We start from the raw sequence: 389 nt of genomic DNA, 5'->3' as shown, positions 1-389 counted from the left end.
GCGCATCCACTGGCTGGAGCGCAACGGCTTCCCGGCGGCCAGCAGCACGCTGCTGGAAGACATGCTGACCGACTTCGAGGCCCCGGACGGCGATGTCTTCTACTGGATCGCCACCGAATCGCGCCGCGCGCGGATGATGCGCAAGTTCATCGAAGGCCACCTGGGCGTGCCGCGCGACTGGATCCGCTCGACCGGCTACTGGAAGGCCCACCCGGACGAAACCGACGGCGATTGACCGGCTCGGGGTCAGATCCCTTTTCCCGTGGAAAAGGGACCTGACCCCATGCACCAGAACCTGCCTGGTGGGTACGGACCGTTGGTCCGCACGCCCTTGACTGTGTAGAGCCGAGCCCACGCTCGGCTGCTCTCCGCTCGGCCACCGATGGACC

Annotated in this window: 1 protein-coding gene; it reads left to right on the top strand. The window is 66.8% G+C overall.

Annotated elements, in window-relative coordinates; genetic code table 11:
• Positions 1-235: SIP domain-containing protein (locus F8M74_RS37405; protein ID WP_163884798.1), on the top strand; the 235-nt coding region annotated here is incomplete at its 5' end.
• Between the last annotated feature and the right edge of the window lie 154 nt (positions 236-389).

The sequence above is a fragment of the Myxococcus sp. CA023 genome, assembly GCF_010998615.1.
Taxonomy (GTDB): Bacteria; Myxococcota; Myxococcia; order Myxococcales; family Myxococcaceae; genus Myxococcus.
Note: the sequence above shows the minus strand (reverse complement) of the source record. Positions and strands in the feature narration are given on the sequence as shown.